The sequence below is a fragment of the Pantoea sp. CFCC18177 genome (genome assembly GCF_059412425.1).
Map to the genome: position 1 here is coordinate 123,186 of NZ_JBNBPL010000007.1, position 25,593 is coordinate 148,778.

Consider the following 25,593-nt stretch of genomic DNA (forward strand, 5'->3'; position numbering starts at 1 on the left):
GCATGACAGATGTAACCGTAAAATCGCTGGCCGCCGAAATTCAGACTCCGGTCGATCGCCTGGTACAGCAATTTGCTGATGCAGGGATCCGCAAGTCTGAAAACGATGCGGTATCCCAGCAAGAGAAAGAAACCTTACTGTCCCATTTGAATCGTGAGCACGGTCAGACCGGTTCAAGTAAACTGACTTTGCAGCGCAAAACGCGCAGCACCTTGAATATTCCCGTCACCGGGGGTAAAAGTAAGTCGGTGCAAATCGAAGTCCGCAAAAAGCGCACATACGTGAAAGGTGATGCAGAGTCTGAGCAAGCTCAGGCAGAAGCTGAAGCCGAGGCGCAGCGTGAAGCGGAAGAGCAGGCGCGTCGCGAGGCGGAAGAACAAGCCCGTCGCGAAGCTGAACAAAAAGCGCAACGTGAAGCCGAAGATAAAGCCAAGCGCGAAGCCGCTGACAAGGCTAAGCGTGAAGCAGCGGAAAATGAGAAAGTGACTAATCAACCTACCGACGAAGTAACCAAGGCTGCGCAATCTGATAAAGCCCGTCGTGAAGCCGAAGCGGCTGAACTGAAACGTAAATCAGAAGAAGAAGCGCGTCGTAAGCTAGAACAAGATGCCCGTCGCGTGGCAGAAGAAGCTAAACGCCTGGCTGAAGAAAAAGCAGCGGAATGGGAAAAACCTGAAGAAGAGGATAAAGGTGATTATCACGTCACTACCTCGACCCATGCCCGTCAGGCTGAAGACGAGAACGATCGTCAAGTTGAAGCTGGCCGTGCGCGCACGCGTACCGCTAAAGCGGCTCGCCCGGTGAAGAAAGGCAACAAACATTCTGAAGCGAAAACCGACCGCGAAGAAGCACGTGCTCAGGTACGTGGCGGTAAAGGTGGCAAGCACCGTAAACCAAGCTCACTGCAGCAGGGCTTTAACAAGCCAGCACAGGCAGTGAACCGCGATGTCATCATCGGTGAAACTATCTCCGTTGCTGAGCTGGCCAATAAAATGGCAATCAAAGGCTCTCTGGTGGTTAAAGCGATGATGAAGATGGGCGCCATGGCGACCATCAACCAGGTCATCGACCAGGAAACGGCTCAGATGGTCGCGGAAGAAATGGGTCACAAAGTGATCCTGCGCCGTGAGAATGAGCTGGAAGAAGCGGTAATGGACGATCGTGATACCGATGCCGCGCAAGAGAGCCGCGCGCCAGTCGTGACCATCATGGGTCACGTTGACCACGGTAAAACGTCACTGCTCGACTATATCCGTTCAACCAAAGTCGCCTCTGGCGAGGCTGGCGGTATTACTCAGCATATCGGTGCATACCACGTTGAAACTGACAACGGTATGATCACCTTCCTGGATACCCCAGGTCACGCCGCGTTTACCGCTATGCGTGCTCGTGGTGCTCAGGCGACGGATATCGTTATCCTGGTTGTTGCCGCGGATGACGGCGTGATGCCACAGACCATCGAAGCTATCCAGCACGCAAAAGCGGCGCAGGTGCCGGTTGTGGTTGCTGTGAACAAAATCGATAAGCCAGAAGCCGATCCCGATCGCGTTAAAAACGAACTGACTCAGTACGGCATCATTCCGGAAGAGTGGGGCGGCGAAAACATGTTCGTTAACGTCTCTGCGAAAGCCGGTACCGGTATTGATGACCTGCTGAATGCGATTCTGCTGCAGGCTGAAGTCCTGGAGCTGACGGCGATTCGTGCAGGTATGGCGAGCGGTGTGGTTATCGAATCGTTCCTCGACAAAGGTCGTGGTCCGGTTGCTACCGTACTGGTGCGTGAAGGTACGCTGAACAAAGGCGATATCGTACTCTGTGGCTTCGAATACGGCCGTGTCCGTGCGATGCGTGACGAACTGGGTCGCGAAGTACTGGAAGCGGGCCCATCGATTCCAGTGGAAATCCTTGGTCTGTCTGGTGTGCCAGCAGCAGGTGATGAAGCGACTGTGGTTCGTGATGAGAAGAAAGCACGTGAAGTTGCACTGTATCGTCAGGGCAAGTTCCGCGAAGTGAAGCTGGCGCGTCAGCAGAAGTCGAAGTTGGAGAACATGTTCGCCAACATGACCGAAGGCGAAGTGTCCGAGCTGAACATCGTACTGAAATCCGACGTACAGGGTTCTGTGGAAGCGATCTCCGACTCTCTGCTGAAACTCTCTACCGACGAAGTGAAAGTACGCATCATCGGTTCAGGCGTGGGTGGTATCACCGAAACTGACGCAACCCTGGCTGCAGCATCCAACGCGATCATCCTCGGCTTCAACGTGCGTGCTGATGCTTCTGCTCGCCGCGTGATTGATGCTGAAAACGTTGACCTGCGTTACTACTCCGTCATCTATAATCTGATCGACGAAGTTAAAGCGGCAATGAGCGGTATGTTGGCGCCAGAGTTCAAACAGCAGATTATCGGTCTGGCTGCAGTACGCGACGTGTTCAAGTCACCGAAGTTCGGCGCTATCGCAGGCTGTATGGTCACCGAAGGCAACATCAAACGTCACAACCCGATTCGCGTTCTGCGCGACAACGTGGTGATTTACGAAGGCGAGCTGGAATCTCTGCGTCGCTTTAAAGACGATGTCAACGAAGTGCGTAATGGCATGGAGTGTGGTATCGGCGTGAAGAACTACAACGACGTTCGTGTTGGCGATATGATCGAAGTCTTTGAAGTGATTGAAATTAAACGCACCATCGATTGATTATTATCTGATGTGTTGCAATTTGGGAGGCCTCTGGCCTCCCGAATTATTTGGGAGAAAGAAAAATGGCAAAAGAATTTGGCCGCCCACAGCGCGTATCTCAGGAACTGCAAAAAGAAATCGCTATCATCCTGCAGCGCGAAATCAAAGATCCGCGTCTTGGCATGATGGTGACCGTCTCTGGCGTGGAAGTGTCACGCGATCTGGCTTACGCCAAAGTGTTCGTAACCTTCCTGAATGATCAGGACGAAGATGCGGTAAAAAATGGCCTGAAAGCGCTGAAAGAAGCCTCAGGTTATATCCGTATTCTGGTAGGTAAAGCGATGCGTCTGCGTATCGTGCCGGAGTTAACCTTCTTCTATGACAACTCACTGATTGAAGGTATGCGCATGTCTAACCTCGTCAGCAACGTTATCAAGAGTGATGTTGAGCGTCGTGGTGAAAGCCCGGCGGAAGATGACAAGGAGGACTGATGAGTCGTCCTCGTCGTCGCGGTCGCGACGTCCACGGTGTGTTTTTGCTGGATAAGCATCAGGGTGCATCCTCTAATGATGTTCTGCAGAAAGTGAAGCGCCTGTTTAATGCTAATCGAGCGGGCCACACCGGCGCGCTGGATCCCCTGGCAACCGGCATGTTGCCAGTTTGTCTCGGTGAAGCGACCAAGTTCTCGCAGTTTCTGCTCGATTCGGATAAACGGTATCGTGTGATTGCACGATTGGGTGAGCGCACGGATACCTCAGATGCCGATGGTAATATCGTCGAAACACGCCCGGTGACCTTTAACCAGGCGATGTTGGACGATGCGCTGGAGAGCTTTCGTGGTGACACCATGCAGGTGCCGACCATGTTCTCCGCACTCAAGTATCAGGGTCGTAAGCTGTACGAGTATGCGCGCGAAGGCATTACTGTTCCGCGTGAAGCACGCCCCATCCGTGTATTCGAACTGCAGTTTATTCGCTGGGAAGGCGATGAACTGGAGCTGGAGATTCATGTCTCCAAAGGCACTTACATCCGCACCATCATCGATGATTTGGGTGAAAAGCTCGGCTGCGGTGCGCATGTGATTATGCTGCGCCGTTTGCAGGTGGCACGATATCCGATTGAAAGAATGATCACGCTGGAACAGCTGCAAGAGATGGCCGCTGCAGTTAATGCCACTGAAACGCCGGATTACACCTCTCTGGACGCCTTGCTGTTACCGATGGACAGCCCGGCAGAAGAGTTTCCCATCGTGAATTTGCTCCCTTCTGTGGCTGCCTTTTTCAAACAAGGTATGCCGGTCCAGGTGGCGAATGCGCCTGAACAGGGTTTGGTGCGTGTCACGGAAGGTGATGGTCACAAATTCATTGGTATGGCTGAAATCGCGGATGATGGGCGTGTCGCACCGCGTCGTCTGGTGGTTGAGTTTCCCGCCTAATTGAAACACAGGCTTTAGCCTTTACGACGCATTTGCGTTGCTATCGGGCGAAGAGTAGAATAGCGCGGCTTTTAAAGCGGGCTGCTGAATTAGAGATCGGCACCCATACATTCATTTTTTTATCTGGAGTTTATTATGTCTCTAAGCGTAGAAGCTAAAGCAGAGATCGTTGCTAAATTCGGTCGTGGTGCTAACGACAGCGGTTCAACTGAAGTTCAGGTTGCTCTGCTGACTGCTCAGATTAACCACCTGCAGGGTCACTTCTCTGAGCACAAGAAAGACCACCACAGCCGTCGCGGTCTGCTGCGCATGGTATCTCAGCGTCGTAAGCTGCTGGACTACCTGAAGCGTAAAGACGTTGCTCGCTACACCAGCCTGATCGAAACCCTGGGTCTGCGTCGCTAAGTCTGAAGAATCTGATCAACGATGTAGTGCATGCAGTATGCAGAAAACCGCATCTGACGATCAGATTTGTGCGAGTTTCGCGAAAAGGGGGCCTTTATGGCCCCTTTTTTCGAGCAATCCGCAGCAATCCGTACCAAACTCATGTATTGTTGCTGAGAGTGATCTTTGCTTGCAGCGTTTCGCGCGGCTAATGAGAGGCTTTACCGCCAGAGCGGTTGAAGATTGTCATTAGTCGCGAGGATGCAACTAAAGATCGGTAAATCCCGGCGAGCCAAAATGGGCTTGCCCCTCGAATTTAAGGACTTAAATTTTGCTGAACCCGATCGTACGCAAATTCCAATATGGTCAGCATACCGTCACGCTGGAAACCGGCATGATGGCGCGCCAGGCCACTGCAGCAGTAATGGCGAGCATGGACGACACTGCGGTATTCGTTACCGTTGTTGGCCAGAAAAAAACCAAACCAGGTCAGGATTTCTTCCCGCTGACGGTTAACTATCAGGAGCGTACTTACGCTGCTGGTCGTATCCCGGGTAGCTTCTTCCGTCGTGAAGGCCGTCCAAGCGAAGGCGAAACTCTGATCTCCCGTCTGATTGACCGTCCAGTTCGTCCTCTGTTCCCGGAAGGTTTCATCAACGAAGTGCAGGTTATCGCTACCGTTGTTTCCGTTAACCCTCAGGTCAACCCAGATATCGTTGCGATGATTGGTGCCTCTGCTGCACTGGCATTGTCAGGCCTGCCATTCAACGGCCCTATCGGTGCTGCACGTGTTGGTTATATCAATGACCAGTACGTTCTGAACCCAACCGCTGATGAGATCAAAACCTCTCGTCTGGACCTGGTGGTTGCAGGTACGCAGAACGCGGTTCTGATGGTTGAATCTGAAGCTGAAATTCTGACTGAAGATCAGATGCTGGGCGCAGTGGTGTTTGGCCACGATCAGCAGCAGGTTGTTATCGAAAACATTAACGCACTGGTTGCTGAAGCAGGCAAACCGCGTTGGGACTGGCAGCCAGAGCCAGCCAACGATGCGTTGATTGCACGTGTTGCGGCATTAGCTGAAACCGGTATCAGCGATGCTTACCGCATCACTGATAAACAAGAGCGTTACACTCAGGTTGGTGTGGTTAAAGATGCCACCATCGCTGCATTAAAAGCGGAAGATGAGTCGCTGGATGCGGCTGAAATCGCTGACATCGTTCATGACCTTGAGAAAAGTGTTGTGCGTAGCCGCATCATCCGTGGTGAGCCGCGTATCGATGGTCGTGAAAAAGACATGATCCGTGGTCTGGACGTGCGTACTGGCGTACTGCCACGTACTCACGGTTCTTCGCTGTTCACTCGTGGTGAAACGCAGGCGCTGGTTACCGCTACCCTGGGTACCGCGCGTGATGCACAGAGCCTGGACGAGCTGATGGGCGAGCGCACTGACAGCTTCCTGTTCCACTATAACTTCCCTCCGTACTCCGTGGGCGAAACCGGTATGGTTGGCTCACCTAAGCGTCGTGAAATCGGTCACGGTCGTTTGGCTAAGCGCGGTGTGCTGGCAGTGATGCCTAAGCAGGAAGAGTTCCCATACACCGTTCGCGTAGTGTCTGAAATCACCGAATCCAACGGTTCTTCTTCAATGGCGTCTGTGTGCGGTGCTTCTCTGGCGCTGATGGATGCAGGTGTACCAATCAAAGCGGCCGTAGCCGGTATCGCGATGGGTCTGGTTAAAGAAGACGAAAACTTCGTGGTTCTGTCCGATATCCTGGGTGACGAAGATCACCTTGGCGATATGGACTTCAAAGTTGCGGGTAGCCGCGACGGTATCACTGCACTGCAGATGGATATCAAAATTGAAGGTATCACCCGCGAAATCATGCAGGTGGCGCTGAATCAGGCTAAGGGCGCGCGTCTGCACATTCTGAGCGTGATGGAACAGGCTATCAGCACGCCGCGTCAGGAAATCTCTGAGTTCGCGCCCCGCATTTACACCATCAAGATCAGCGCAGACAAGATCAAAGATGTCATCGGTAAAGGCGGTTCTGTTATCCGTGCTCTGACCGAAGAAACCGGCACCACCATCGAAATCGAAGATGATGGCACCGTGAAGATCGCTGCAACCGACGGCAACAAAGCGAAAGAAGCGATTCGTCGTATCGAGCAGATTACCGCTGAAATCGAAGTCGGCCGTATCTACGAAGGTAAAGTGACGCGTATCGTTGATTTCGGTGCCTTCGTGGCCATCGGCGGCGGTAAAGAAGGTCTGGTACATATTTCTCAGATCGCTGATAAGCGCGTTGAGAAAGTGACCGATTACCTGCAGATGGGTCAGGAAGTTCCAGTGAAAGTGATGGAAGTGGACCGTCAGGGACGCGTACGCCTGAGCATCAAAGAAGCGACAGAGCAGAAACCAGCGGAAGAAACCACTGCCGCGACTGATGCACCTGACGCCGAGTAAGCGTTTACTGATTGGCCTCTCCCTGCATTGCGGGGAGAGGTGTTTGGATCATCGCGAGGGCGGGAATCCTTGTGCACAGCAGGCGGATGACAGGATGGTTATCCCAATGTTTGTATTCGGGAGTGGGAAATGAAGCCTTTTTTGCGCTGGTGTTTTGTTGCGACAGCTATCACGCTGGCAGGATGCAGCAACTCCAATTGGCGTAAGAACGAAGTTCTGGCAGTACCTTTGCAGCCCACACTGCAGCAAGAGGTGATCCTGGCGCGCATGGAACAAATTCTTGCCAGTCGTGCCCTCACCGATGATGAACGCGCACAGCTATTATATGAGCGCGGAGTGTTGTATGATAGTTTGGGTCTGAGGGCATTAGCGCGGAACGATTTTTCGCAAGCGCTGTCTATAAGACCAGATATGCCCGAGGTGTTTAACTACCTTGGTATATATCTAACGCAGGCAGGCAATTTTGATGCTGCCTATGAAGCGTTTGATTCTGTACTTGAGCTTGATCCAACTTACAACTATGCGCATTTAAACCGTGGTATCGCCCTCTATTACGGCGGTCGATACAAGTTAGCGCAAGATGATCTGCTGGCGTTTTATCAAGACGATCCTAACGATCCTTTCCGCAGCCTTTGGCTCTATCTCGTTGAAAGCGATATGGATGCAGACAAGGCAAAAGTCGCGCTACAACAGCGCCACGACAAAGCGGTCCGGGACCAATGGGGATGGAATATTGTCGAGTTCTACCTTGGTGACATCAGTGAAAAAACGCTGATGGAACGTCTCAAGGCGGACGCAACGGATAACACCTCGCTCGCTGAACATCTCAGTGAAACCAACTTCTATTTAGGTAAGTACTACCTAAGTCTGGGGGAGAAGGACGACGCGAAAGCGTTGTTCAAACTGGCGGTGGCTAACAACGTTAACAACTTTGTTGAGCACCGATACGCATTGTTGGAACTGGCGCAACTCGGCCAGACACAAGACGATTTATCAGAATCTGACCAGCAATAGCTGACGAACTTTTTTTGCCTGAATTCTTGTAAAGTCATCATCTTCAAGGTGAGGGCTTTTCTGTTCGTCAAAACTTCTAATTTGAGCCGGTTCACACTTTTTGATGAAAATGACTGAAAATTTTCACGACGAGTTATGTAGACTGGCCGCCGCAATCTAAGAGGCACGTGTACTACATGACTGATATTCAAACCACTTTTTCTGACCTTGGCCTGAACGCTGACATCCTCGAATCACTGAACGGCATGGGCTACGTTAAGCCATCCCCAATCCAGGCTGAGTGTATTCCTCACCTGCTGGCGGGCCGTGATGTGCTGGGTATGGCGCAGACCGGTAGTGGTAAAACGGCGGCATTCTCCCTGCCGCTGCTGAACAACATTGATCCATCTGTTAAAGCACCGCAAATTTTGGTGCTGGCTCCAACTCGCGAATTGGCTGTTCAGGTTGCTGAAGCCATGACCGAATTCTCTAAACACATGCGTGGCGTTAACGTCGTGGCCCTGTACGGCGGCCAACGTTATGACGTGCAGTTGCGTGCACTGCGTCAGGGTCCACAGGTTGTTGTGGGTACGCCTGGCCGTCTGCTGGATCACCTGAAACGTGGCACCTTAGACCTGTCTAACCTGCGTGGCCTGGTGCTGGACGAAGCGGATGAAATGCTGCGTATGGGCTTCATCGAAGACGTTGAAACCATCATGGCGCAGATTCCAGACGGTCATCAGACTGCGCTGTTCTCCGCTACCATGCCAGAAGCGATTCGTCGTATTACTAAGCGCTTCATGAAAGATCCACAGGAAGTGCGTATCCAGTCAAGCATGACTACGCGTCCTGATATCTCTCAGTCTTACTGGACCGCCTACGGCCGTAAAACTGACGCGCTGGTGCGTTTCCTGGAAGCGGAAGATTTCGATGCGGCTATCATCTTCGTGCGTACCAAAAACGCTACGCTGGAAGTGGCCGAAGCGCTGGAGCGCAGTGGTTATAACAGCGCCGCGCTGAACGGTGACATGAATCAGGCACTGCGTGAGCAGACGCTGGAGCGTTTGAAAGATGGTCGTCTCGACATCCTGATCGCCACCGATGTTGCAGCTCGTGGTCTGGACGTTGAGCGTATCAGCCTGGTGGTTAACTACGACATCCCGATGGACGCAGAGTCTTACGTTCACCGTATCGGTCGTACCGGCCGTGCTGGCCGTGCGGGTCGCGCACTGCTGTTCGTTGAGAACCGCGAGCGTCGTCTGCTGCGTAACATCGAGCGCACCATGAAGCTGACCATTCCAGAAGTTGAGCTGCCAAACGCAGAACTGCTGGGTGAGCGTCGTCTGGCTAAGTTCGCCGCAAAAGTACAGCAACAGCTGGAAAGCAGCGATCTGGACATGTACCGCGCACTGCTGAGCAAAATGCAGCCGGGCGAAGATCTGGATATCGAAACACTGGCCGCAGCACTGCTGAAAATGGCACAGGGCGAACGTCCACTGATTCTGCCACCAGAAGCACCGCGTCCACCACGTCGTGAATTCCGCGATCGTGATGACCGTCGTGATTCACGTGACTCTCGTGGTCCACGCGAAAGCCGTGGTGACCGTGATGGCGCTCCACGTCGCGAACGTCGTGACGTTGGCGAAATGCAGCTGTACCGCATTGAAGTGGGTCGTGATGATGGTGTTGAAGTTCGTCACATTGTTGGTGCGATTGCTAACGAAGGCGACATCAGCAGCCGTTACATCGGTAACATCAAGCTGTTTGGTACTCACTCAACTATCGAACTGCCGAAAGGCATGCCGGGCGAAGTTCTGCAGCACTTCACTCGCACGCGTATTCTGAACAAGCCGATGAATATGCAGCTGATGGGTGATGCGCCAGTACATGAGCGTAGCGATCGTCGTCCTGCTGGCCGTGATGGCGAGCGTCGTGGCAATGGCGCACCTCGTGGTGAAGGCGCACCGCGTCGCTTCTCTGAGCGCCGTGAAGGTGGTCGTGAAGGCGGACGTTTCAGCCGTGATGGCGGTCGTGCTCCACGTCGTGAAGACGGCGCTGCTGCACCACGTCGTCGTGACGCATAAGCGTTAATCGCTTAAAAATAAAAGGGACGCTTCGGCGTCCCTTTTTTATTGCGTAAACTAAATTTTACACACCGCCAGCAATCAGCACTCGCTCACCACTCACATAAGCTGACTCTTCAGAGGCCAAAAACAGCGCCACCTGAGCAACATCTTCCGGCAGACCAAATCGTCCTAAGGGTGTGGCCGCGATCAGCTTGGCTTTGACGTCTGGATTCATCTTCTTCGCCGCCAGCAACCCTTCCGTCAAAATAATACCCGGCGCCAACGCGTTAACGCGGATATTACGCGGTCCCAGTTCGCGCGCCAGCCCCTGCGTTAAGGTATCAATGGCACCTTTGGTGGCGGCCCACAATACCGAACCCGGGGAACTGCGCTGGCTGTTCAACGCACTGAGGTTGATGATGGTGCCGCCACGCGCGGGGAAGTGCCTGGCGGCTTGTTGACTGACCAGCAGTGTGCCCAGCACATTCACATTGAGTTGTTGCTGCATCTCGCTGATGCTGAGTTCGGTAAAGTCACCGTGATGAAAAATACCGGCGTTATTGACCACGATATCCGGTGCGCCAAACTGCTCGATGCTGCGCGCGAATAAACGCTGCACATCGGCCTCGCGGGAGATATCAGCCTGTACGGCGATGGCGTCACTGCCCAGTGCACAGATGTCGGTGACCACGTCAGCCGCACCCACTTCGTCCTGGCGATAATTCACCACTACCCGGGCGCCGGCCGCCGCGAAAGTCATAGCAATGGCGGCGCCAATGCCTTTCGACGCGCCCGTCACCAGCGCAATTTTGCCTTCAAGTGCTTTCATTGGGTCTCTCCACCTGAGAATTCGGGGAAGGGTAAGCATGCGCTGTCCATACAATCAGGCGGTAGCGCAATCCTGCAAGGTTTTTGCACGATCCTGCAAATGTGAGGGTTTTAGACTAGGCGGCGCATCGACGACAAGCGAGAATAACCCTACAGTGATTTCTCATCGCGGAGCGCATAACGCATGATTCATCAGGAACAGTGGCAGCAACTGGTGGCGATGATTGCCCGCCACACCCCGGAAGATGGCCGCCACTTCAGCGCAATTGATTTTCTTTCCTTTGGACGAAGCTCCAAGCCGACCAGTCTGGCTCATGTGGCCACCTGGGCCAGTTTCGCTCTGGTGGCGCAGGGGCAAAAAGCCCTGCGAATGGGCGATGACGTGATGCATTACGGCGCGGGTGACTTGCTGCTGGTGACGCTGGATATGCCGGTGCAATCCTGCGTGGTGTTGGCCACGCCAGAGAAGCCTAATCTCGGCGTCGGCATCACCATCAACGAAACCCGCTTGATGCGTTACCTCGAACACTTTCCGCTACAGCAGGTGGAGGCGGCAAGGCTGAATGAGCGCGGCATCACCGTCCACAAAGTCGCTCCACCGTTGGTGGATGCGGTGATTCGCCTGGTCGAGTTATTGGATCAGCCGCAAGACATTCCCGCGCTGGCCCCCTTGATTGAGCAGGAGATTTTCTATCGCTTGCTGACGGGGCCAGAAGGGCCACGCATTCTCAACATGGCGTTAACCGAACGTCCGGGCAACAAAGTGGCGCGCGCGGCACGCTGGTTGCGTGAACACTTTCATCAGCCGTTAAAAATGGACCAATTGGCGAGCAGCGTCGGCATGAGCATTTCATCGCTGCATCATCACTTTAAAGCGGTGACGGCGATGACGCCGATGCAATACCAGAAGCAATTACGCCTCAACGAAGCGCGGCGTTTGATGCTGATTGAGAAGTTAGATGCGGGTACGGCGGGATATCGCGTGGGGTACCAGAGTGCGTCACAGTTCAGCCGTGAGTACAGTCGATTTTACGGGCAATCACCCGCGCGGGATATTCGTACGGTGGCGGTGGGGCCAGAAGGGTTGAACCCACCGCAGTAACCATTACAGCGAGCGCGCCGCTGCCATCGCCAAAGCAAAGGAGCGCAGACGTGCTTGCGGATCGAAAATCTGTCCGTTAACCATGATTTCATCCGCCTGGGTTTCACGTATTAACGCGGCCAGCCCCTGGCGTACTTTGTCACTGTCACCGACGATCGACATGCTCAGCGCCTGCTGTACACCATATTGTTCGGACGGTGACCACAGGTTATCCATATTCTCAACCGGCGCAGGCAGCGGACCCGGTTTGCCACGACGCAGGTTGATGAACTGCTGCTGCATGGAAGTGAACAGGAAGCGCGCATCGCGTTCGCTATCGGCTGCCACTACATTGACGCACACCATGGCGTAAGGTTTTGCCAGACGCGCAGAAGGTTTAAATTTCTCGCGATAGAGATGCAGCGCCTGGAACAACAGGTCAGGTGCAAAGTGGGAGGCGAAGGCAAACGGCAAGCCCAGCTGCGCGGCCAACTGTGCGCTGTAGAGACTGGAGCCCAGCAGCCACACTGGAATTTTCAGACCCAAACCGGGTACCGGCTGCACTGGCGGATGTTCACCCTCTTCGGCGTCAAACCAGCGAATCAGTTCCGCCACGTCTTCTGGGAAGCTATCCGCCTGAGCACTGGAGAGATGACGGCGCAACGCCAGCATGGTGCGCTGGTCAGAACCCGGCGCACGGCCCAGTCCCAAATCGATACGGCCAGGATACAGCGATTCCAGCGTACCAAACTGTTCGGCGATCACCAGCGGTGCATGGTTGGGCAACATGATGCCGCCAGAGCCTAAACGCAAGGTTTCCGTATTGGCGGCCAGATAGCCAATCAACACGGAGGTCGCCGCACTGGCGATACCGGTCATGTTGTGGTGCTCAGCGAGCCAGTAACGGTGGAAACCTAACGCTTCAGATTGACGCGCCAGCGCCAGTGAATTGTGGAAGGCTTCTCGCGCGGCAGAACCTTGTGGAATCGGTGCCAGATCCAGTACGGACAGGCGAACAGTTTTTTTCTCAGACATGGGCACTCCAGCTTATGATGGCGCAGGTGTTGATAAACCTGCGCCAGTCAGTATTACGCATCATTACCCATATTAAAACTGCTAATAACAGCAGGAATATAGCCGGAACGTGCCTTTATCGGCCACCCTCCAGCGCCATACCGGCTAAACGACGCCAGTAACCATTGCTGTCACTGCCGCGCGCCATCATCAGCGGCGCTTCTCCCGCTTCGTTAGCGCGGAAGCGATCAATCTCAGCCAGCGTAGTTTCATCCTGTGGGGACAAGCGCACAATGTCGATCCAGTTATGCATGCCGGCAAGGTCATTACCCAGGTTATAGCAGTAGCCGCTCATGGTCTGAATCCCATTCAGCACAAACACTTGCTGGCCCTCTTGCGACAGCACGCGACGTCCGGTGGGATAGTTGATGCAGCACGTCTGGCAATCATCTTTGGATCGGTTTTCCGAACGCGCAGTGAAGCAGCGAGCCGAGAGTGCCAAAGGCAGATGACCGTAGCCGAGTACTTCTACTTCGAATTTATCGCGCACGCCGGCGGCGTCACACTGCTGTAGCAGCTGAATCAGCCAGTCGCGTGACATCTCTACCGGCATACACCAACGCGTCATTCCCTCTTTGAGTAACAGCTGCAGCGTTTGTGCGTTGTAGACGTTAAGTGTGGGCCCGGCAACAAACGGCAGCTGACGTTCCGCCGCCATGTTCACCGTGCCGATGTCGTTCGCCTCCAGCAAAAACTCGCCATTTTCGACATAGCGTCTTAGCTCTTTCACTTCAGAGGGCGACTGCAGCAGCGCCAGCGTGCTAAGCACCACTTGTTTGCCATGCTGAGCCAGCGTGCGGCCCATCTCCATCCACTGGTTAAACGAGGTGGCGCGGCGTTTGCTGCATACCGCTTCACCGAGATAGATAATCTCGGCGCTGCTCTCTGCGGCTTTCTGATAAAAAGCGTCCAGTGATTCGGTTGGCCAGTACCACAGCACCGGCCCGATTGCGTATTTCATCGGTTCTCCTTACTGCCAGTCGCGGTGATAAGCACCCAGCGTGGTCTGGCTACCCTCAGAAAGCTCACCCAGTGCGCGCATCCACGGCTCTTGCACAGCAAACTGCTCGGGCGAGGCCTTGCAGCGATCAATCGCCTGGCGCCACACTTTGGCGACCTGCGCCACATAGGCGGGGCTGCGTTGGCGCCCCTCAATTTTCACCGAGGCGATATTGGCGCGCAGCAGTTCAGGCAGCAGCGACAGCGTATTCAGGCTGGTGGGCTCTTCAAGCACGTGGTAGCGCTGGTTATCCACTTCATAACGGCCTTTGCACAGCGTGGGATAACCGGCGCTCTCATCGGCGCCGTAACGGTCGATCAGTACCTCATTGAGGCGTGATTCCATTCCCTGCGGCGTTTGCTGCCAGCGCACAAATTTGGCGGGCGAGCAGGCCCCCGCGCTGTTGGGGGATTCACCCGTCAGCCACGAAGAGAGATAGCAGCGGCCTTCAGCCATGATGCACAGGCTGCCGAAGGCAAAGACCTCCAGCGGCACCGGCGTCTCGCGCGCCAGCTGTCTCACCTGATGCATCGACAGTACGCGCGGTAGCACCACACGGCTCAGATCGAAGTGGCGATGATAAAAGTGGATGGCCTGCAAATTTGTCGCTGAGGCTTGTACAGAGAGATGGCGCTCAACCTGCGGATAACGCTGCGCGGCATATTCCAGCGTGGCGATATCGGCGAGGATCAAGGCATCGGCACCGTTTTGCGCCGCGACATCAATGGCGGTCTGCCAGCGATTGATGCCGTCTGGATGCGCAAAAGTGTTGATGGCCACATGCAGTTTGCGGCGATTCTGATGCAGAAAGCGCGCGGCTTCGGCCAGTTTCTTGTCGGTAAAATTGAGGCCAGCAAAGTGGCGGGCATTGGTATCATCTTTGAGGCCGACATACACCGCATCGGCACCATGCTCCACCGCCGATTTCAGCGCAGGCAAATTCCCCGCTGGACACAGCAGTTCCATACGTTTTCCTCCCCGAATTCAGAAGCGGTAAAGTCTAGAGAAGGTACCGAACAGGAATGTTGATTTAAGGCAGTGAAAGCCGTATTGATGAGGCGGAGTGAAGATTATTTAACCAGTTGTTCAGCTATTTCCTTGATCTCAGTGGAGTCGCAGCGGCAGGGATGTGGCAATATAGGTAAAATTTTCTGAAGGGATTGTTGATTATGCTCACGCGCTTACGCGGCCTGATTGTCGAAAAAGGCCCAGAATTCCTTGCCTTACCTGTTTCATTTACGCCATTCCCTGTAAAAAAAGTGGTTTTGCAACAACTCTTAAACTGGCAATTTCGTCATGCTTTGTCTGAAGGTGAGTTAGACTTTCTGGAAGGGCGCTTTCTGGGGATCGAGATTGCGGATGTCAATCTGCGCTGGATCACCACCTTGCAAGATGGCCGCCTGACCGTTTCGCGCGACGCCGAGGCTGATGTCTGGTTTCGTGGCGAGGCCAACGATCTGTTGCTGGTAGCAGCACGCAAAGCAGACCCTGATATGTTGTTTTTTCAACGCCGTTTGGTGATTGAAGGCGACACGGAGCTGGGGCTGGAGGTGAAGAATCTAATGGATGCTATTGAACTGGATGCCATGCCCACGCCTTTGCGCACCGGGTTACAGCAGCTGGCTGCCTTCGTTGAGGCAGGAATGAAACAGGACGCGAAGGCCGCTGAGGCGCGCGCGGGGATCTCATGTTGATTCGTACTGAAATTGGTGTGGATGCGGCGGGCATCGACAATCTGTTAAAGCGCAGTTTTGCTACCGCAGCCGAAGCGGAACTGGTGCAACAGTTACGTGAAGACGGTTTACTCACGCTCGGTGTGGTGGCCACGGATGATGAGGGGCAGGTGCTGGGCTACGCGGCCTTCAGCCCGGTCACGCTTCAGGGTGAAGATCGCAACTGGGTGGCATTAGCACCGCTCGCGGTGGATGAATCGGTGCGTAAACAGGGCATTGCCAAAAAGTTGGTATATGAAGGATTGGATTCGCTTAATGAATTCAGCTACAGCGCGGTGGTGGTTCTGGGCGATCCAGAATTTTACAACCCGCTGGGCTTCGAACCGGCAGCGAGACACGGTTTGCATTGTCGTTGGTTAGGCAGCGAAGCAGCGTTTCAGGTGTATAAACTCGCGGATGACGCATTCGTGGGCGCTGAAGGGCTGATCGCATTCTCCGAGCCTTTTAATCGGTTCGATTGAACCACGCGTTCAGGCAGGCAGGCTGCTGCGCCACCAGCAGCAGCTTTTGCGTGCGGCTCAACTGCTTCACCTGATATTCCAGGCGGGAGGCGGCGGAGCGATCCCCGGCGGCACAGTGAAACACCAGCGTCAGCGGCCCTTTGCCGCGCAGTGAGCGCGCACCGCGTCCTGACTGGTGTTGTTGCAGACGGCGATCAACATCGGTTGTGATGCCTGTATAAAGCATCCCGGCGGCGGTTTGCAGCATATAGAGCTGCCAGCTCTGTTGCATTTCACTATCCTGATTAATTGCTGGCAGGCAGTGTAGCGCGCTTATCCCAGCATCGCTATGCGCCGCATGGAGTTGTATTTTGTCTGACCATTCCCACCTGATTCGTTATTTAAAAAAACAGCATGCCCTGTCGTTGTGCGCCACTAGCGGAGACGATTTGTGGTGCGCCAACTGCTTTTACGTATTCGACGCAACGCGCATGGCCTTCTGGTTGATGACCGAACCGGACACGCGGCATGGCGCGCTGATGCTGGCCAATCCCCAGGTCGCGGGCACGGTTAACGGTCAGCCGAAAACCGTCTTGTTGATCAAAGGCGTGCAGTATCGTGGTCGCATTCAGCCGTTGAGTGAGGAAAACGAAGCGCAGGCGCGCCATGCTTATCAGAAGCGTTTTCCCATCGCGCGTAAAGTCTCAGCGCCGCTGTGGGAAATCATGCTGGATGAAGTCAAGATGACCGACAACGCGCTGGGCTTCGGTAAAAAAATTGTCTGGCAGCGCAGCGAGGCAAATCCGCGCTAATTTCCGCGGCGGATCAAATTTACGTCAGTTACGCGTGGCAGATTTCGATAACCTGAATAACACTGTGGTTTATCCGCCGCACATCATCGTGCGGCTTCCGTTATTCAGTTGAATACGAGATCGGTTATGACCCAACTTGCACCCTCAGCGCCAGCGATACGATTCGCATGGTGGAAACCGCTGCTGTTTCTCGCGGTGGTGGTGATTGGCCTGTGGTATGTCAAATGGCAGCCCTATTACGGCAAAGCCTTTACCGCCGCCGAGACCCACTCAATCGGAAAATCTATTCTGGCCAATGCCGCCGATTCGCCGTGGCGTGCGGCGCTGGATTACGCCATGGTCTATTTTCTCGCAGTATGGAAAGCGGCGGTGCTCGGCGTGATCCTCGGTTCGCTGGTGCAGGTGCTCATTCCGCGCCATTGGCTGTTGCGCCTGATGGGCCAGTCACGTTTTGGTTCGACGTTGATTGGCACGGGTTTCGGTTTACCGGGGATGATGTGTACCTGCTGTGCGGCACCGGTCGCGGCAGGGTTGCGTCAGTCTCAGGTGTCAAGCGGGGCGGCGATGGCGTTCTGGCTTGCCAATCCGCTGCTTAATCCTGCCACGCTGATTTTTATGGGATTTGTGCTGGGCTGGCACTTTGCCGCGATTCGGCTGGTGGCGGGGTTGGCAATGGTGCTGGGCATTGCGTCACTGGTGCAGCGTAGCGTTCCAGAACAGACCATCGCTGCGCCAAAGGTGTTGGTGACCCGTGATGAATCACCGTTTATCTCGCGCTGGCTGGGGGTGATGTGGCGATTGTTCTGGAACACCATCCCGCTGTATATCATCGCCGTGCTGCTGCTGGGCGCGGCGCGCGTCTGGCTGTTCCCACATGCGGATGGCGCGGTGGGAAATACGCTGTTTTGGGTGATGTTGATGGCGATAGCGGGCTGTTTATTTGTCATCCCCACGGCGGCAGAGATCCCGATTGTGCAAACCATGATGCTGGCGGGTATGGGTATCGCACCGGCTCTGACGCTGTTAATGACCTTGCCCGCCGTGAGTGTGCCGTCGCTACTGATGCTGCATCGTGCCTTCCCGGCGCGCGCCTTGTGGATCGCGCTGCTGGGCGTGGCGTTCAGCGGGTTCATCGTCGGTCTGCTCGCCTTGTGGCTGGCGTAGATACCAGATCTTTTGATTGCGGCTGCCGCGCCACAGCAGCCGCGCATCGCTCTCCGCTTCAATAAAACGCCCGTCGATCAACACGTCAATTTCAGCGACCACCTCGCGCTGCGCCTCACTGAGTTCCGCCATTTTATAGCCGGTCCACAGCCAGATATCTTTGTCCGGACATTCGCGGCGCACCCGTTTTACCAGCCGACGGATGTGCGGCACATTGTGCGGATGCAGCGGATCGCCGCCGCTTAACGACAATCCCTGGCGTGGAATTCGCGTGTCCTTGAGGTCGGCAATTAGCTGCTCTTCCATCTCCAGCGTAAATGGCACACCAGAATCGAGCCGCCAGGTGCTCTGGTTGTAGCAGCCACGGCACTGATGCTCGCAGCCGGCAACAAACAGCGTGCAGCGCGTGCCCGGCCCGTTAACGATATCGACAGCGTAATAGCGATGGATATGCATCATCCTAATTGTCCGCTTTCCAGATGTTTAACGCGGCGCTGCACCTCTTCCTGTTTACCGGCGTTGAAGGGGCGCGCATCTGGGCTGCCAAGATAGCCGCAGACGCGGCGCGTAACGGAGACGCGTGCCGGATCGTGGTTGCCACAACACGGACAGGTAAAGCCTTTGCTGGTGCAGCTGAACTCGCCGCTGAAACCGCATTCGTAACACTCATCAATCGGCGTGTTAGTGCCGTAATAGGGCACGCGGTGATAGCTGTAATCCCACACGTCCTCCAGCGCCTTGAGGTTGTGCTGAATATTGGGGTATTCGCCGTAGCAGATGAAGCCGCCATTGGCGAGAGCGGGATAGGGCGCCTCAAAGTCGATCTTGTCGTAGGGGTTCACTTTCTTCTCGACGTCGAGATGGAAGCTGTTGGTGTAATACCCTTTATCGGTGACACCCGGCACTACGCCGAATTCCGCCGCATCAAGACGACAGAAACGATCGCACAGGTTCTCGCTCGGCGTGCTGTACAAACTGAAACCGTAGCCGGTCTCGGTTTTCCACGCATCAACCGCATCGCGCAGGTGCTGGACAATGGCGATGCCCTTTTCACGCAAATGCGGCGCGTCATAGGGATGCACTTCGTTGCCGCTCAACGCGTTGAGCGTTTCATGCAGACCAATATAACCCAGGGAGATGGAAGCGCGGCCGTGACGGAAAATCTCACCGACTTCGTCATCGGCATTGAGCCGCACACCGCAGGCACCTTCCATATAGAGAATGGGGGCGACACGGGCTTTGGTTTTCTCCAGCCGCGCGATGCGCGTCATCAATGCGCGCTTGGCCAGCGCCAGCCGCTCGTCGAGCAGCAACCAGAAATGGGCCTCGTTACCTTTGGCTTCTAACGCGATGCGCGGCAGGTTGAGGCTGATCACGCCAATGTTGTTGCGGCCTTCATGGATCTGCTCGCCGTTCTCTTCATACACGCCGAGGAAACTGCGACAGCCCATCGGTGTTTTAAATGAGCCGGTAATCTCGACCACTTTGTCGTAGTTCAGGATGTCGGGATACATGCGCTTACTGGCGCATTCCAGCGCTAATTGCTTGATATCGTAATTGAAATCACCAGGGCGGCGATTCACGCCTTCGCGGATAGCGAACACCAGTTTGGGGAACACTGCTGTTTTGTGATTTTTGCCGAGGCCGGCAATGCGATTGCGCAGAATCGATTGCTGTATCAGCCGAGCGGCCCAGTCAGTACCCAGACCAAATCCGAAGGTCACAAAGGGCGTCTGTCCGTTGGCGGTGTGCAGCGTGTTGACTTCATACTCCAGCGACTGGAAGGCGTCGTAGCACTCTTTCTCGGTGCGCACCCGTGCGTAGGCTTCGGCATCGGGGATCTGCCACGCGTGTGCCACGGCGCGGTGCTTCTCCAGGCTGAGGTTCACAAAGGGCGCTAACACTTCATCGATGCGATTAATGGTGGTGCCGCCGTAGATGTGGCTGGCGACCTGGGCGATGATCTGCGCCGTGACGGCGGTGGCGGTGGCGATTGATTTTGGTGGCTCAATCTCGGCATTGCCCATTTTAAAGCCGTTGTTCAGCATGCCCTGAAGATCGATCAACATGCAGTTAAACATCGGGAAAAACGGCGAGTAGTCGAGATCGTGATAGTGGATCTCGCCGCGCTCGTGCGCCAGCACCACGTCACGCGGTAGCAGTTGCTGTTGGGCATAATGTTTGGCGACGATGCCTGCCAGCAGATCGCGTTGAGTCGGGATCACCTTGCTGTCTTTGTTGGCGTTTTCATTCAGCAGTGCGGCATTGGTCTGCTCCACCAGACCACGAATGGCGTGGTGCAGTTTGCCACGCTGTTCACGGGCGAGATCACGGTCATGACGGTATTCGATATAGGCACGCGCCAGTTGCGGCCAGCGTCCCGCCATTAGCGTCTCTTCGACTGCGCATTGAATATCGCGGATATCCACCTCCGCGCGATCGGCCAGTTGCTGACTGACCTGCATCGCCACCTGACTGCACCAGGCCGCATCATCAATTTGCGCTGCCTGGGCTGCGGCCTGCACGGCCAGCTCAATCCGCTGTGCCTCAAAGGGCACCCTGCAGCCGTCACGCTTAATCACCACCGTCGCCATCATCTCTCCATAAAACTATATGTGGGTATTTTTATGGAGTGTAATCGCTATATGTGGGGTTGTGACGGAAATTAATCGCACCGTTTTTGACCTGCCGCAAAGAAGCCATAACGAAGATTGAAAGCCGCACAATGGTGAAGCGAACTAAACTTCAAAAGTTTTAACCCGCCCAAACTTCGACCGATGCAAACTTGATTTGCGAAGCGAAGCAGGTTTAATGAGTTCTTTGCTTTTTTTTGGCCCGTCATTTATCTACAAGGAAGCCTCACATGCCTTTGCAACGAACGCTGCTTGCCTGTTGTCTCTCCCTCTCTTTTTCTGCTTTTGCCGCTCCCGCAAGCGATTTGCCATTAATGCCCTGGCCACAAAAAGTGGTCCAGCCCGCGGGTGGCGGCGCACTGACGCTGACGCCGCAGTTCACGCTGCATATCTCGGGCGATCATCTGGAGGGCGCGGAAGCCCGCTGGCGCGCGCGAATTTCGCGCCAGACTGGCTGGCCACTGCTGCCCGCCAGTGCACCGAGCAACCCGGCCACTATTCAGGTACAAATCGCCCAAGCGATTGACCCGCTGCCGCAGCCTGACAGCGATGAGAGCTATCATCTGGAGGTCAACAGCAGCGGTGTACTGCTGAAAGCCAACACGCGCTTTGGTGCGATGCGCGGCATGGAAACGCTGCTGCAGTTGATTGAGAATAATGAGACGGGAACGCAGATCCCTTACGTCACCATAGACGATAAACCGCGATTCCCGTGGCGCGGGGTGCTGATCGATTCGGCGCGCCACTTCCTGCCGATCGAAACCGTCAAGCGACAGATTGATGGTATCGCCGCTGCGCGCATGAACGTATTCCACTGGCATTTGACGGATGACCAAGGCTGGCGTTTTGCTTCAAGCCACTATCCACAGTTACAGGAGAAGGCCAGCGATGGTCTCTTCTACACTCAGCAGCAGATGCGCGATGTGGTGCGTTACGCCACCCAGCGCGGCGTGCGTGTGGTGCCAGAAATTGACGTGCCAGGACACGCTTCCGCGATCGCCGTGGCGATGCCTGAACTGCTGAGTGCGCCGGGTCCTTATCAGATGGAGCGCGGTTGGGGGGTGTTTAAACCGTTACTCGATCCCAGCAACGAAGCGGTGTTTACCTTTATCGATACGCTGATGGGGGAGGTGACGGCCATCTTCCCCGATCCTTATGTTCACATCGGTGGTGATGAAGTCGATCCAACACAATGGAACGACTCACCGAAGATTCAGCAGTTTATGCGCGACCACGGCCTGAAAGACACGCACGCCTTGCAGGCATGGTTCAATCAGCGTGTTGAGAAGATCCTCGAAGCCCACCAACGCCGGATGATTGGTTGGGATGAGGTCTATCATCCCGATCTGCCGAAAAGTATTTTGATCCAATCCTGGCAGGGGCAAGATGCGTTGGGAGAGGCGGCAAAACACGATTTCCGCGGCATTCTCTCAACCGGTTTCTATCTTGATCAGCCCCAAACTGCGGCCTATCACTATCGCAACGAACCTTGGCCGCAGGGCCTCAATGGCCAGGACCAGATTCAAGCCGATGAGCAGGCGCAGAGCTGGCAGTTCACCATGCCGCGCCTGAAAGGCAGCCCGGTAAAAGGCAGCTTCACCCTGGTGGAAGGCAAAAGCGGCTGGCGTGGATTTATTGACTTTAGTGGCAAAGCGCGGCGGATGGTCAGCGACATTCGCTGGCTGTCGCCCACTCAGCTAACGTTTAGCGTTGATACCTGGATGGGGCCTTTCCAGCCGATGGTCACGCTGACACAGGACAAACTAACTGGCTATATGCTGGTGGGCAATGTGCGTTATCCGGCTGAAGGCAGCAAGCTGGCTCAGGTGCCCGCTGGGATTCAACCTTCCGTGCCTTCGCCGGAACAGATGCAAAATAACCTGATGGGCGGTGAAGCGGCACTGTGGGCGGAAAACGTCAATAGCCGGGTGATTGATACCCGCCTGTGGCCGCGCGCCTTTGTGGTGGCAGAACGCCTGTGGTCTGCGAAGGATGTCACGGACAGCGACAATATGTATCAGCGCCTGAGCGCGGTGGATCGTTGGGGCACGGTGTCGGTGGGGCTTCAGCAGCATCAGCAGGCGGAAGTGCAGATGATGCGTCTGGCGAATACCAGCGACATTACACCGCTGCGCGTGCTGGCGGAAGTGCTGGAACCGGCACAGTACTACACGCGCCAGCATCTGAAGTTCCAGGCAGGGCATTATGATTACTTTGAGCCGCTCAATCGCCTGGCGGATGTGCTGCCAGCCGAAAGCGAGCCGGTGCGCTTGCTGGATAAACAGGTGGATGCGCTGATTGCCAACCGAGAGGATCACGCCGCTGCTAACGCCATTCGCCAGCAGCTACAGCGTTGGCAAAACAACAGCGATGCGGTGATGCCGCTGATTTTAGCGAATTACCAGCTTAAGCCGTTGCAGCAGCAGGCACAGCAAGTGGCGCAACTGAGCCGGATGGGGCTGGATTTGGTCAATGCGATGCAGCGCAATCAGGCGTACGGCGCCAGTGAAGTGGCCGACATGCATACCAAACTGGATGCCGCTGCACAGGTGCAGGATGAGACGGTGTTGGCGCTGGTTCGTCCGCTGGAGAAGTTGTTGCGAGCGTCTAAATAACCGATCGCGCCGCTACGTTTATGTTGTAGCGGCGCAGTTTATTGCGCGATGTTTTAAATCAACGGCGAACCGCAATCGCCTCGATTTCAATCTTCACATCTTTTGGCAGACGCGCCACTTCTACGCATGAACGCGCTGGGAAGCTGGCGTTGTGCTCAGTGAAAAAGGCTTCATAAGTGGCATTTACGGTGGCGAAGTCATTCAGGTCTTTCACGAACACGGTGGTTTTGACAATGTCGCCCACTTTCAGGCCAGCGGCTTCAACAATCGCCTTCACATTCTCCAGCGACTGACGCGCCTGCGCAGAGACATCATCCGCCACGGCCCCGGTCGCCGGATCCACTGGAATTTGGCCTGAAGTGATGATCATGCTGCCAAGATCCACGCCCTGCACATAAGGGCCAATTGCTGCGGGTGCTTTTTCAGTGCTGATTTCGCGAGACATTGTTTCTCCTTGAAAGTGTGCGATTGACACCTGCCAATCACGAAAATGATCGCCCCATTATATACCCTTCATACTTCGAGTTGCAGGTGCGTTGGCTACGTGCATTCACCTCAGTCACCGATTTCAGTAATCTCCTGAGGATTCATGCACTTGCCGCCTTCCTGAACCTCGAATAATTTTAGGTATAGAGGCGACACGAGTGATTACCAGTGGCCGAGAACCACGTGGCGCGCGAACTCTTTCTCGCAGTATTTGCACTTCAGGTGCACATCATCATCACGCTGCTTCACCGCAAAACTGCTGAATACCGGTTCACTGCGGCTGATGCAGTTGCTGTTCGGACAGGTGAGCACGCGCTCAATGCGATCCGGCAGCGTAGGGGCGATCTTGGCCACCACTTCGTAATCGTCGATGCGATTCACCGTGGCGAGTGGTGCGTATACTGCCAGCTGGTTGATCTGATCGTCGGTCAGGAAGGTGTTCTCGATCTTAATCAGATCCTTGCGGCCCATTTCGCCAGAAGGGAGATTCAGGCCAATGGTGATGCGTTGATCGGTTTCGGTCAGACGGAACAGTGACAGTAATTTAAAACCGACCTGCGCGGGAATATGGTCAATCACCGTGCCGCGTTTGATGGCTTCAACCTGCAATTTATTATCGTGAGTCATCGGTTTCTCCTTACAGGGCCAGTTCGCTATTAAGTACCAGTGCTAACAAGGCCTGGCGGGCGAAGATGCCGTTGCCCGCCTGCTGGAAATACCAGGCGTGCGGCGTGCTGTCGACATCAGTGGTGATCTCATCAATACGTGGCAATGGGTGCAGCACCTTCATGTTATCGCGGGCACCGACTAAATCCGTGGCGCGCAGAATGAACTGCGCCTTCACGTTGGCGTACTCGGAAGGATCGAGGCGCTCTTTCTGCACGCGCGTCATGTAGAGAATATCCAGTTCTGGCATCACTTCTTCAATGCTGTCATGGCGCGACCACACAATGTTCTGTTCATCCAGCATGTCAGTGATGTAAGACGGCATCGCCAGTGCATCGGGAGCGATAAAGTAAAAACGGTTGCCAGTGAACTTGGCCAGCGCCTGCGTCAGCGAGTGCACGGTGCGACCATATTTCAGGTCACCGACCATGGCCACATTCAGATTGTCGAGGCGGCTCTGGGTTTCGCGGATGGTGAACAGATCCAACAATGTTTGTGTTGGATGCTGGTTCGCGCCGTCTCCGGCATTCAGAATCGGGATGCCGCTGGAGAACTCGGTGGCCAGTCGTGCTGCACCTTCCTGTGGATGACGCATCACAATCGCATCCACATAAGTACTGATCACGGAAATGGTGTCTGCCAGGGTTTCACCTTTCTTACCTAGCGAGGTGTTGCTGCCATCGGCGAAGCCCACCACTGATGCGCCTAAACGATGCATCGCCGTCTCGAATGAGAGTCGCGTACGGGTGGAGGCTTCAAAGAAACAGCTGGCAATCACATTGTGCTTCAGCAGTTCCGGCTGGGGATGCGCCTTCAACTGAGCGGCGGTGTGTAACACCAGCTCCAGCTCATCGCGATTGAGGTCGTTAATAGAAATAATGTGCTTGCGATATAGCGGGTTGGCCATAGCGTTCTCCTCTGCGCTGCCGGATTGCGGACAAAAAAAAGCCCCTGCTTAAGGGGCTTTTTTTACGATCAATGAATGACGGAAAGAAACAGGTGCATCGCCTGTGGTCAGGCGGGGTAGAGCGGCAAATTGTA

General features: G+C 55.0%; 24 protein-coding genes. 14 read left to right on the top strand and 10 right to left on the bottom strand.

The genetic code is table 11. The annotated features are described in order from the left end of the window. Window positions 1-2: 2 nt before the first annotated feature. From infB to ACPUC8_RS09545, 8 genes are all read left to right on the top strand, one after another. Window positions 3-2,693 carry a translation initiation factor IF-2 gene (infB, locus tag ACPUC8_RS09510; protein WP_039327565.1) on the top strand — a complete coding sequence of 897 codons (2,691 nt, stop codon included), beginning with the start codon at window positions 3-5 and terminating at the stop codon, window positions 2,691-2,693. A 65-nt stretch (window positions 2,694-2,758) separates the two neighbouring features. Then, a complete protein-coding gene (rbfA, locus tag ACPUC8_RS09515; RefSeq protein ID WP_034826517.1) occupies window positions 2,759-3,166 on the top strand; it encodes a 30S ribosome-binding factor RbfA in 408 nt (135 codons plus the stop codon). Beyond that, on the top strand, window positions 3,166-4,110 hold the full coding sequence (gene truB / locus ACPUC8_RS09520; protein ID WP_039327567.1) for a tRNA pseudouridine(55) synthase TruB: 945 nt from the start codon (window positions 3,166-3,168) through the stop codon (window positions 4,108-4,110). Before rbfA ends, truB begins: the two co-directional genes overlap by 1 nt. Window positions 4,111-4,245: 135 nt before the next feature. Continuing rightward, on the top strand, window positions 4,246-4,515 hold the full coding sequence (gene rpsO / locus ACPUC8_RS09525; RefSeq protein WP_034826514.1) for a 30S ribosomal protein S15: 270 nt from the start codon (window positions 4,246-4,248) through the stop codon (window positions 4,513-4,515). A 310-nt stretch (window positions 4,516-4,825) separates the two neighbouring features. Further along, complete coding sequence (gene pnp / locus ACPUC8_RS09530; RefSeq protein WP_039327569.1) at window positions 4,826-6,961, top strand: polyribonucleotide nucleotidyltransferase; 2,136 nt, start codon at window positions 4,826-4,828, stop codon at window positions 6,959-6,961. Window positions 6,962-7,090: 129 nt separating this feature from the next. Continuing rightward, window positions 7,091-7,975 carry a lipoprotein NlpI gene (gene nlpI / locus ACPUC8_RS09535; protein ID WP_039327571.1) on the top strand — a complete coding sequence of 295 codons (885 nt, stop codon included), beginning with the start codon at window positions 7,091-7,093 and terminating at the stop codon, window positions 7,973-7,975. A gap of 103 nt (window positions 7,976-8,078) precedes the next feature. Beyond that, a complete protein-coding gene (gene yrbN / locus ACPUC8_RS09540) occupies window positions 8,079-8,135 on the top strand; it encodes a protein YrbN (RefSeq protein WP_100229640.1) in 57 nt (18 codons plus the stop codon). Window positions 8,136-8,151: 16 nt separating this feature from the next. Continuing rightward, complete coding sequence (locus tag ACPUC8_RS09545) at window positions 8,152-10,038, top strand: DEAD/DEAH family ATP-dependent RNA helicase (protein WP_039327573.1); 1,887 nt, start codon at window positions 8,152-8,154, stop codon at window positions 10,036-10,038. 64 nt (window positions 10,039-10,102) lie between these two features. Here the strand turns inward: ACPUC8_RS09545 and ACPUC8_RS09550 are convergent, their stop codons facing one another. Further along, complete coding sequence (locus ACPUC8_RS09550; RefSeq protein WP_039327575.1) at window positions 10,103-10,849, bottom strand: SDR family NAD(P)-dependent oxidoreductase; 747 nt, start codon at window positions 10,847-10,849, stop codon at window positions 10,103-10,105. Window positions 10,850-11,032: 183 nt separating this feature from the next. Between ACPUC8_RS09550 and ACPUC8_RS09555 the strand changes: the two genes are divergently transcribed. Next, complete coding sequence (locus tag ACPUC8_RS09555) at window positions 11,033-11,950, top strand: AraC family transcriptional regulator (RefSeq protein WP_039327577.1); 918 nt, start codon at window positions 11,033-11,035, stop codon at window positions 11,948-11,950. Window positions 11,951-11,953: 3 nt separating this feature from the next. On the opposite strand, the gene ACPUC8_RS09560 is transcribed toward ACPUC8_RS09555, so the two are convergent. The 3 genes from ACPUC8_RS09560 to ubiU all read right to left on the bottom strand — a co-directional run bounded on the left by ACPUC8_RS09560 (window position 11,954) and on the right by ubiU (window position 14,969). Next, on the bottom strand, window positions 11,954-12,964 hold the full coding sequence (locus tag ACPUC8_RS09560; RefSeq protein WP_039327579.1) for a luciferase-like monooxygenase: 1,011 nt from the start codon (window positions 12,962-12,964) through the stop codon (window positions 11,954-11,956). A 115-nt stretch (window positions 12,965-13,079) separates the two neighbouring features. Next, entirely contained in the window at window positions 13,080-13,964 is an 885-nt protein-coding gene (locus ACPUC8_RS09565; RefSeq protein ID WP_058972693.1) for a U32 family peptidase, read from the bottom strand. A 9-nt stretch (window positions 13,965-13,973) separates the two neighbouring features. Then, complete coding sequence (gene ubiU / locus ACPUC8_RS09570; RefSeq protein WP_494926094.1) at window positions 13,974-14,969, bottom strand: ubiquinone anaerobic biosynthesis protein UbiU; 996 nt, start codon at window positions 14,967-14,969, stop codon at window positions 13,974-13,976. Window positions 14,970-15,172: 203 nt separating this feature from the next. On the opposite strand from ubiU, the gene ubiT reads away from it, so the two are divergent. Together ubiT and ACPUC8_RS09580 are read left to right on the top strand one after the other, a co-directional pair. Then, window positions 15,173-15,697, top strand: a complete 525-nt coding sequence (gene ubiT / locus ACPUC8_RS09575; protein ID WP_058972691.1) for a ubiquinone anaerobic biosynthesis accessory factor UbiT — start codon at window positions 15,173-15,175, stop codon at window positions 15,695-15,697. Beyond that, window positions 15,691-16,197 (top strand): GNAT family N-acetyltransferase, encoded by a 507-nt coding sequence (locus ACPUC8_RS09580; RefSeq protein WP_039327586.1) that lies wholly within the window; start codon window positions 15,691-15,693, stop codon window positions 16,195-16,197. The genes ubiT and ACPUC8_RS09580 overlap by 7 nt, the downstream gene beginning before the upstream one ends. On the opposite strand, the gene ACPUC8_RS09585 is transcribed toward ACPUC8_RS09580, so the two are convergent. Further along, complete coding sequence (locus ACPUC8_RS09585; protein ID WP_058972689.1) at window positions 16,181-16,468, bottom strand: GIY-YIG nuclease family protein; 288 nt, start codon at window positions 16,466-16,468, stop codon at window positions 16,181-16,183. The genes ACPUC8_RS09580 and ACPUC8_RS09585 overlap by 17 nt on opposite strands. 79 nt (window positions 16,469-16,547) lie before the next feature. Between ACPUC8_RS09585 and ACPUC8_RS09590 the strand changes: the two genes are divergently transcribed. Continuing rightward, complete coding sequence (locus ACPUC8_RS09590; RefSeq protein WP_494926095.1) at window positions 16,548-16,988, top strand: YhbP family protein; 441 nt, start codon at window positions 16,548-16,550, stop codon at window positions 16,986-16,988. 126 nt (window positions 16,989-17,114) lie between these two features. Then, complete coding sequence (locus ACPUC8_RS09595) at window positions 17,115-18,152, top strand: permease (RefSeq protein WP_494926096.1); 1,038 nt, start codon at window positions 17,115-17,117, stop codon at window positions 18,150-18,152. On the opposite strand, the gene nrdG is transcribed toward ACPUC8_RS09595, so the two are convergent. Both nrdG and nrdD read right to left on the bottom strand, forming a co-directional pair. Then, on the bottom strand, window positions 18,045-18,611 hold the full coding sequence (nrdG, locus tag ACPUC8_RS09600) for an anaerobic ribonucleoside-triphosphate reductase-activating protein (protein WP_494926097.1): 567 nt from the start codon (window positions 18,609-18,611) through the stop codon (window positions 18,045-18,047). The genes ACPUC8_RS09595 and nrdG overlap by 108 nt on opposite strands. Continuing rightward, entirely contained in the window at window positions 18,608-20,746 is a 2,139-nt protein-coding gene (gene nrdD / locus ACPUC8_RS09605) for an anaerobic ribonucleoside-triphosphate reductase (RefSeq protein ID WP_039327596.1), read from the bottom strand. Before nrdD ends, nrdG begins: the two co-directional genes overlap by 4 nt. 269 nt (window positions 20,747-21,015) lie before the next feature. Between nrdD and ACPUC8_RS09610 the strand changes: the two genes are divergently transcribed. Next, entirely contained in the window at window positions 21,016-23,400 is a 2,385-nt protein-coding gene (locus ACPUC8_RS09610; protein WP_494926098.1) for a beta-N-acetylhexosaminidase, read from the top strand. A gap of 58 nt (window positions 23,401-23,458) precedes the next feature. Here ACPUC8_RS09610 and ridA read toward each other — a convergent pair whose 3' ends face one another. The 3 genes from ridA to pyrB all read right to left on the bottom strand — a co-directional run bounded on the left by ridA (window position 23,459) and on the right by pyrB (window position 25,459). After that, window positions 23,459-23,845, bottom strand: coding sequence for a 2-iminobutanoate/2-iminopropanoate deaminase (gene ridA / locus ACPUC8_RS09615; RefSeq protein WP_034826478.1), 387 nt, complete (start codon window positions 23,843-23,845; stop codon window positions 23,459-23,461). Between the two features lie 203 nt (window positions 23,846-24,048). Then, a complete protein-coding gene (pyrI, locus tag ACPUC8_RS09620; protein WP_039327601.1) occupies window positions 24,049-24,513 on the bottom strand; it encodes an aspartate carbamoyltransferase regulatory subunit in 465 nt (154 codons plus the stop codon). A gap of 10 nt (window positions 24,514-24,523) precedes the next feature. After that, entirely contained in the window at window positions 24,524-25,459 is a 936-nt protein-coding gene (gene pyrB / locus ACPUC8_RS09625) for an aspartate carbamoyltransferase (RefSeq protein WP_039327603.1), read from the bottom strand. Window positions 25,460-25,593: the final 134 nt, after the last annotated feature.